Source organism: Pseudomonas sp. AGC41, assembly GCF_057334555.1.
In genome coordinates this window covers 1-6,711 of sequence record NZ_JBHFJB010000016.1, presented here as the reverse complement: position 1 = coordinate 6,711, position 6,711 = coordinate 1, and the positions used below count along the sequence as shown (strand labels likewise).

6 protein-coding genes are annotated in these 6,711 nt (G+C 60.8%); 1 reads left to right on the top strand and 5 read right to left on the bottom strand.

Annotated features, from left to right (window positions below; genetic code table 11):
- Window positions 1-2,167, bottom strand: a 2,167-nt coding sequence (locus ACE04F_RS02175; RefSeq protein WP_486104458.1) for a DUF6531 domain-containing protein, incomplete at its 3' end; no start/stop codon positions are given.
- A 501-nt stretch (window positions 2,168-2,668) separates the two neighbouring features.
- Between ACE04F_RS02175 and ACE04F_RS02170 the strand changes: the two genes are divergently transcribed.
- Entirely contained in the window at window positions 2,669-3,028 is a 360-nt protein-coding gene (locus tag ACE04F_RS02170) for a DUF6124 family protein (protein WP_486104456.1), read from the top strand.
- 348 nt (window positions 3,029-3,376) lie between these two features.
- Here ACE04F_RS02170 and ACE04F_RS02165 read toward each other — a convergent pair whose 3' ends face one another.
- The 4 genes from ACE04F_RS02165 to ACE04F_RS02150 form a co-directional block, all read right to left on the bottom strand.
- Complete coding sequence (locus ACE04F_RS02165) at window positions 3,377-4,108, bottom strand: LexA family transcriptional regulator (RefSeq protein WP_486104454.1); 732 nt, start codon at window positions 4,106-4,108, stop codon at window positions 3,377-3,379.
- Window positions 4,109-4,313: 205 nt separating this feature from the next.
- A complete protein-coding gene (gene ppa / locus ACE04F_RS02160; protein WP_024780093.1) occupies window positions 4,314-4,841 on the bottom strand; it encodes an inorganic diphosphatase in 528 nt (175 codons plus the stop codon).
- Window positions 4,842-4,952: 111 nt separating this feature from the next.
- On the bottom strand, window positions 4,953-5,765 hold the full coding sequence (locus ACE04F_RS02155) for a M90 family metallopeptidase (RefSeq protein WP_486104451.1): 813 nt from the start codon (window positions 5,763-5,765) through the stop codon (window positions 4,953-4,955).
- 6 nt (window positions 5,766-5,771) lie between these two features.
- Window positions 5,772-6,428, bottom strand: a complete 657-nt coding sequence (locus ACE04F_RS02150; protein ID WP_486104449.1) for a DedA family protein — start codon at window positions 6,426-6,428, stop codon at window positions 5,772-5,774.
- Window positions 6,429-6,711 lie beyond the last annotated feature (283 nt).

Below are 6,711 nucleotides of genomic sequence, written 5' to 3'. Positions count from 1 at the left end.
GGACGTACACTTGCTCGCTGCCATCCAGATGCCGGACCGTGACGCTGCCGTCTTCGCCCCAGCTGTAGTGGCTGTCCATCTGCGCGAACGACGCCCAGTGCCGCACGCAACGCGCCGCCGGGCCGAGGCCTTGCCATTCCCAATAAAAACTTGCGCCGCCGGCCAGCTGCCGCTGGAGGATGACGTGCTGGTCGTCGTAGTCGTAGCGCTCGCTTTCGCCGGCGGCGTTGGTCGCCTCGATCAGTCGGAAACGGCCGTCGTAGCGGTAGGTCACCAGCTTCTGTTCGGTGCGCCAGGCTTCGTCCGGGTGCTGTTGTGGGTCAAAGCTCTGATAGTCGATGGCGACCAGGTGACGATGCTCGTAGCGCAACCGCAGGCCGCGCCGGGCGCCGTTGTCCAGGCGGCTGATGTCGCCGTAGATGTTGCGCTGGACGGTCAGGCGGTTGTCATACCGATCGCTCAGCGCCGTCAGATGACCGTCGCGAAAGTGCAGGAAAGGCGCGTCTTCGCCGGGCTGGGCGATGATCAGTTCGTCCGGCTCGCGGCTCAGGTAGATCGCCGCGCGGGCCAGGCTGTTGTGGATCGCCGGGCGCTGCAAACTGGGGCGAGGGAAGCTGGTGCGGCGGTTTTCCTGGTCGATCCAGGTCACTTGTTCGCCTTCGATCACCAGGCGATGGGCCAGCGCATGGCTCCAGCCACGACCGAGGCCGATGTCCAGCTCGGCGGCGCTGGTGCGGTAGAGGCGGGTGAAGATGAACGGCAAGCGCCCGTCGAGGGTGCCGTCCTCCAGGGTCAGCAGTTCCTCGCCGGTGACCATCGACACCGGGCAGCCGTCGGTGCGGGTCTGGGCGGCGCTGTCGGCGGGGTCGCCGTTGGGGTTTTTCGAGGGGGTCGGGGCGTCGTCGTGGGGTTCGTACTTGCTCAGCCGTGCAGCAACCTGGGATTTTTCCCGCACGATCGGAACCGGATGTCTGACCGACAGCGGCGCGGAATCCCCTGTGGTGATCTGCAACGGCGTGACGGGCGCCGGCCCCACCGACGGCCCTCGGCCACCGATCACCAGCGGTTTCAGCGCATCGACGTGTTTGTCGAGGCTGCCGCCGCCGAGTTGGCCCAATCGCTGGCTGGATGCCTGCAACCATTCGCGGGCGCGCTCCGAGCGGACATGGCGCAACACTTTGCCGGTCAGGCGCAGACCCAGCCCCAGGCCGCCGGTAAAACGCGCCAACAGAAAGTTGATCAGAATGGCGGCGCGGATCTCGCCCATGACTTCAGCCATGTACTGCGGCGGCAACATCCGCAGCCAACTGGTGAAGGCCGCCGTGTAGACCAAGAGCAACGGCTCGTCGCTCAGGATCATCAAGGCCTTGGCAATCGCCTCTGCCGGGGCTTTCAGCAGTTGCTCAAGCTCGACCTCGGTGAGGTACTCCAGCAATTTTTCGCTGTTGGCCTGCAGGTCCGCCAACAGATCGAAGACCTGCTTGATGTCGTCCCACAGCCCATGCAGCGCGTTTTCAAAGCCGCGCAACTGAGCCTGCTGCAATACGTCGACGCGCTTGAGAAAACTGCTTTCGGAAAATTCCTTCCACAGTGGTTGAAACTCGTTCCACTCGGCTTTCAGCCAGCCTTCGAGCTCGACGATCACCTGCTGATAGGACGCGTACAGCGCCTTGACGTGATCGGTGGTCAGATCAGGAAAAAAGGTGATGCGATAACGCCGACCGCGGTCGCATTCGCGTACCTCCAGGATGCCGCTGGGGCCGATGTCGTGACGCACCGCCTCACCAAACGTTTCTTTACCCGGCTCGCCCCCGAGGATGGGCTCCAGCATCACCGGCGTATTGCCGATCGGCACGAAACGCGAGGCCTGGAACATATGCACCAGCGTCAACGGGCCCTGCGCCGGACACTGCGCCACCAGAGAACTGACCTGCTTGCCGCCGGTTCTTGCAGGCGCCAGCGCGACCTCGCCGCCGACCTTGAACGCCTGCTTGATGTCCAGCGTCCGGCCGGCCCAGAAATCTTCCGCCCAGGTGTCGTAGTCGTTCAGGCACTGGCGGAAATCCTTCAGCACCACCTCGACATCGGGTTGGTCCGAGTCCATGGCCGCCATTACCAGCGAGCCAATGACGTTGCCCTGGGCAAGGATTTTCTCGTAGAAGGGCATGCAGGCATCTCGCGGCGCAGGGTAGGCGCGAGACTTTGCCGGCGGCGGCTAAGGAAATAAGTCAGGAAAAGAAGCAGCGCGTGTAGGGCGTTTCTTTAATTGGCACTGCGTTGTCACGGGCAAGCCGAAGCGCTGAATCGAGGCGACTCAGCCGAGGATGTTTATCAGGCTCGTGGGATCAGGAAGGGGGGCTGACGCTGTCTTGCGCCATTGCCTACAACTACGCCAGAATCCGCCGGCTTGTGCGGCTTGGGGTTGGTCGGTAGCTTGGGTCCTGTCACTGCTCATCAGTGATCGGGTTTAGTCGCCCGTCTCAACCTAAGGCGTACCAAGTCCCCGCCGGACAGGCTTTGCTGTTCCTGTAATGATGGTGGCTGTGCGCAGGGCGCCCCCGGGCGCGCCGGGATTCTTAGGTTCACCGGTCGACTAACCTGCGCACAGCTGCCGCCCTCTCGTTTAGTCGCGAGGTGGTTGCAGCGTCACTTACAGGAACCTAAGTCAATGGCAAAAATTACACCGAACCCCCCAGCTACAGATGGACATAGGTCTCGCGCTCAGTCTGCTCGCAACAAAAAAATCGATGATGCTACCAACCGAGCTTTCGATTCCGATCTCGAGCCTACCCCTGAGAACGAAACGTCCGACAAGCCCGACGCCTTGTTTACCGTCGCACCTGATGTGGACATGGAGTGCCTGCTCGCGAACCTGAGCGAAAGCCTGGCTTCGGCCAATGCGATGATCAATGATCTTGCGTTCGACCTGGAAGGTTCGCGACGGCATGTCGCGTTGGGGATCTTGCAGTTGATTGAACTGAGTGAATTGTTGGCGAATCGGGCATTGGATGTTGTTGAGATGAGGTAGGGTGGGGCTAAAGATCTCAGACAATAAAAAGCCGGCTTATGGCCGGCTTCTCGTTGACTGATTCAGTTCGTTTTTGACAAACCTTACCAGCCTTCAAAACGTACATCCGGCTCTTGCGGCCGGCTGTGAGACTTGGTCAGAAAGTGATCTGCCTTGTCGGTGCGAGGCTTGGGCTCGCAAATGTGGGGCGCAGGATACGCGGGTTTGCTTCGGAATCCCAGTGGTAATTGGTGTGGAATCATTGGGTTAGGGGGATTCAGATAAGTAGCAGGGGGGCTGCTGTGCAGCCCAGCGGGAGCAAGCTCCCTCGCCACGAAAGCGCCTGCCACATTCCTGCTCCTGGGTGGGTCAATCGAACACCTGCGGTCGTTTTTTCGCGAGGGTGGACCACCAGAAGACCCAGCCGATCACGCGGATGTTCTGGGCGTCGATCTGTTCGGCGCTGAAGACTTCGTCGGGGTAGGCTGCGCTGTTGTGGCTGCGCAGGCGCAGTCGGTTACCGGGGATGCGGTGCAGGTATTTGATGCGGAGCATGCCGTCGTGTTCGAGGGCGTAGATCTGGCCGTCGACGACTTGGGTCAGGCCGCGGTCGATGGCGACGGTAGAGCCGTCTTCGATGCGTTCGGCCATGCTGTCGCCGACCATGGTGATGCAGATGGCGTCGTTGGGGTTGATGTCGAGGGATTCGAGGTGGCTGCGGGGCAGACGGATGGATTGGTCGGGGTCTTCGATGATGTGGGTTGTGGTTTCGCCGGGGGCGATGGGCGCTTCCTTGTGGAAGGGCAGTTCGATGTCGGAGGTTTCCGGCACGCTGTAGACGCCCTGGGTTTCCGCGGCGTCGTAGGTAATGCCCGGGCCGAGCCCCAACGGGGTTTGCGGGCCTTCACCGCTGGCGAGCCATTCCGGGCTGACGGTCAGCATGCGGGCAATGTTGTGGATGCGCCCCGCCGGGATGCCGCGGTTGAACCAGTTGTTTACGTGCTGCGACTTCACGCCGTATAGCCTGGCGAAGTCCACAGATCGGATATTGGCTTCTTTGAGAAGGGCTCTGAAGCGATCGCCGCTGGATATGATTTTCATAAACGAAAAGTTTAGGGGCGGCTGTGTTTTCAGCAATAAACATGTCGTTCCGATTTATAAGATGATCTTTCCGTTTGCGCGAATGGAACTAGGCTTGATAAACATCAGCAAACAATTGTTCGGCGATTTTAATACTCGTAAGTATTAAGCGGCATTAAGACATAAAAAAACCCCGGTGCATACCGGGGTTCTTTTACTTGCAGTTTCAGCCCTTGTAGGCGGCAACCGACTTGGTGATCGCTTCGCGGGCGGCGTCGGCGCCGGCCCAGCCTTCGATCTTGACCCACTTGCCTTTTTCGAGGTCTTTGTAGTTCTCGAAGAAGTGTTCGATCTGCTGGATCAGCAGGGCTGGCAGATCGGTGTATTCCTTCACGTCGACATACAGTTGCGACAGTTTGTCGTGTGGCACTGCGATGACTTTGGCATCGCCGCCGCCGTCGTCGGTCATGTTCAGGATGCCGACAGGACGGGCGCGGATGACCGAGCCTGGGGCAACTGGGTAAGGGGTCACGACCAGCACGTCGAGGGGGTCGCCGTCGTCGGCCAGGGTGTTGGGGATGTAACCGTAGTTGGCCGGGTAGAACATCGGGGTGGCCATGAAACGGTCAACGAACAGGCAATCGCTGTCTTTGTCGATTTCGTATTTGATCGGGGCGTGGTTGGCCGGGATTTCGATCGCGACGTAGATGTCGTTCGGCAGGTCTTTGCCAGCCGGAATCTTGCTGTAGCTCATTGGGCGGTGCCCCCGTTAGTTGACCAGATGACTGGTCGGATTGACCAAAAAGTGGCGGCGATTATAGGCATATTCGGCCGCTGATGCCACGTTACCAGGGTCTTAGAGACCTTAGTATGACGCCTGATAGACCGGATCCTCGGCCTGAAGTTGCCGCAGCCGGGCCAACGGATCCTGGCGGTAGAACGTCTTGAGCTGTTCGTACACCTTTGGGTAGGCCTGATGCAGCAGGTCCGGGGCGCTGAAGAAGTACTCGCTGGTGACGGCGAAGAACTCCGCCGGGTTTTCCGCCGCGTAGGGGTCGATGGCGGTGTCCGCGTCGGGATTCAGGTCCAGTTGGCGGTTGAGGTCGTCGAAAGCTTCCTGCATGGTCTCGGCCCAGTTGCTGACGCGCATGTCGCTGTGCAGCGGCGGCAGGCCGTTGGCATCGCCATTGAGCATGTCGAGTTTGTGCGCCAGTTCGTGGATCACCAGGTTGTAGCCTTCCCAGCCGCCGCTCGCCATCACCCCATCCCAGGCGAGGATGATCGGGCCTTGGGGCCAGGCTTCGCCGCTGTGTTCGCCGTCCCATTCGTGCTCGATGCCGCTGGCGTCGCGGTAGCGCTGGGGGCTGAGGAAGTCGTCTGGGTAGAGAACGATTTCGTGGAAGCCCTGGTACCAGTTCAACTCGCCGAGGTGCATCAGCGGCAATTGCGCCTGGGCGGCAAGCAGCAGACGTTGCTCCTGGTGCAATTCGACGCCGGGCAGGGCGGTGAGGTGTTTGTCGTGCAGGAACAGCACGCTGGCGTCACGCAGCCATTGGTCTTCGTCGGCGCTGATGCCGTCGAGAAAGCTCAACTGATGACGCACCCGCTGCCAGGTTTCGTCGGCAACGGGGTGTTTGGCCAGGGTGCGGCGGCGACGCCAGGTGCTGAGGGACCACATGGCCGATCAGCGTGTCTCGGCTTTCGAGCTACGCTGGCTCATTTTGCTGCGCACCAGGCCGATGATCATTGGCAGCAACGACAGCAGGATGATGCCCACGACCAGCAGCGACAGGTTCTGCTTGATGAAGGGCACGTTGCCGAAGAAGTAGCCGAGGGTCACCAGGCCGCCGACCCACAGGATGGTGCCGAGCACGCTGAAGCCGAAGAAGCGCGGATAGGGCATTTTGCCGACGCCGGCGACGAAGGGCGCAAAGGTGCGGATGATCGGCAGGAAGCGCGCCAGGGTTACGGTCTTGCCGCCGTGTTTGTCGTAGAAGTCGTGGGTTTGTTGCAGGTAGTCGCGGCGGAAGATTTTCGAGTTCGGGTTGCTGAACAGCTTCTCGCCGGCGGTGCGGCCGATGATGTAGTTGGTGCTGTCGCCGAGGATGGCCGCGAGCATCAACAGGCCTCCGAGCAGCAGCGGGTCCATGGCACCACCGGCTGCTACGGCCCCGGCGATGAACAACAGGGAATCGCCCGGCAGGAACGGCATGACCACCAGGCCGGTTTCACAGAAAATCACCAGGAACAGGATGGCGTAGATCCACGTCCCGTAGTTGGTCACCAGCATGTCGAGGTAGACGTCGAGATGCAGAATGAGGTCGAGTGGGTTGAAATCCATGCATAACACCTTGGTGGCGGCCCGGCTCGGCGGGCTGGTGGGTCTGGCTTGGCGTAAGACTACAGCGTTGGGCGCGTTTTCTTACAAGCCGGGAAGATCGGGATTATACGGGGTGGAGGGTGGTGAGCGGGGTGAGTTTGTAGCTGGGGATTTCTGAGGTAACGGGTGATGAGGGGCGACTCGGACTGCTTTTGTGGGGGGGGGCTTGCTCCCGCTGGACCGCGAAGCGGTCCCAAAGCAGCCTACTCGGTCGGCCTGATGCACAACATGCTCAGGTTTCGGG

Coding starts and splice junctions, on each gene's coding strand:
- ACE04F_RS02170 (WP_486104456.1), top strand. CDS start 2,669: ATGGCAAAAATTACACCGAACCCCCCAGCTACAGATGGACATAGGTCT.
- ACE04F_RS02165 (WP_486104454.1), bottom strand. CDS start 4,108: ATGAAAATCATATCCAGCGGCGATCGCTTCAGAGCCCTTCTCAAAGAA.
- ppa (WP_024780093.1), bottom strand. CDS start 4,841: ATGAGCTACAGCAAGATTCCGGCTGGCAAAGACCTGCCGAACGACATC.
- ACE04F_RS02155 (WP_486104451.1), bottom strand. CDS start 5,765: ATGTGGTCCCTCAGCACCTGGCGTCGCCGCCGCACCCTGGCCAAACAC.
- ACE04F_RS02150 (WP_486104449.1), bottom strand. CDS start 6,428: ATGGATTTCAACCCACTCGACCTCATTCTGCATCTCGACGTCTACCTC.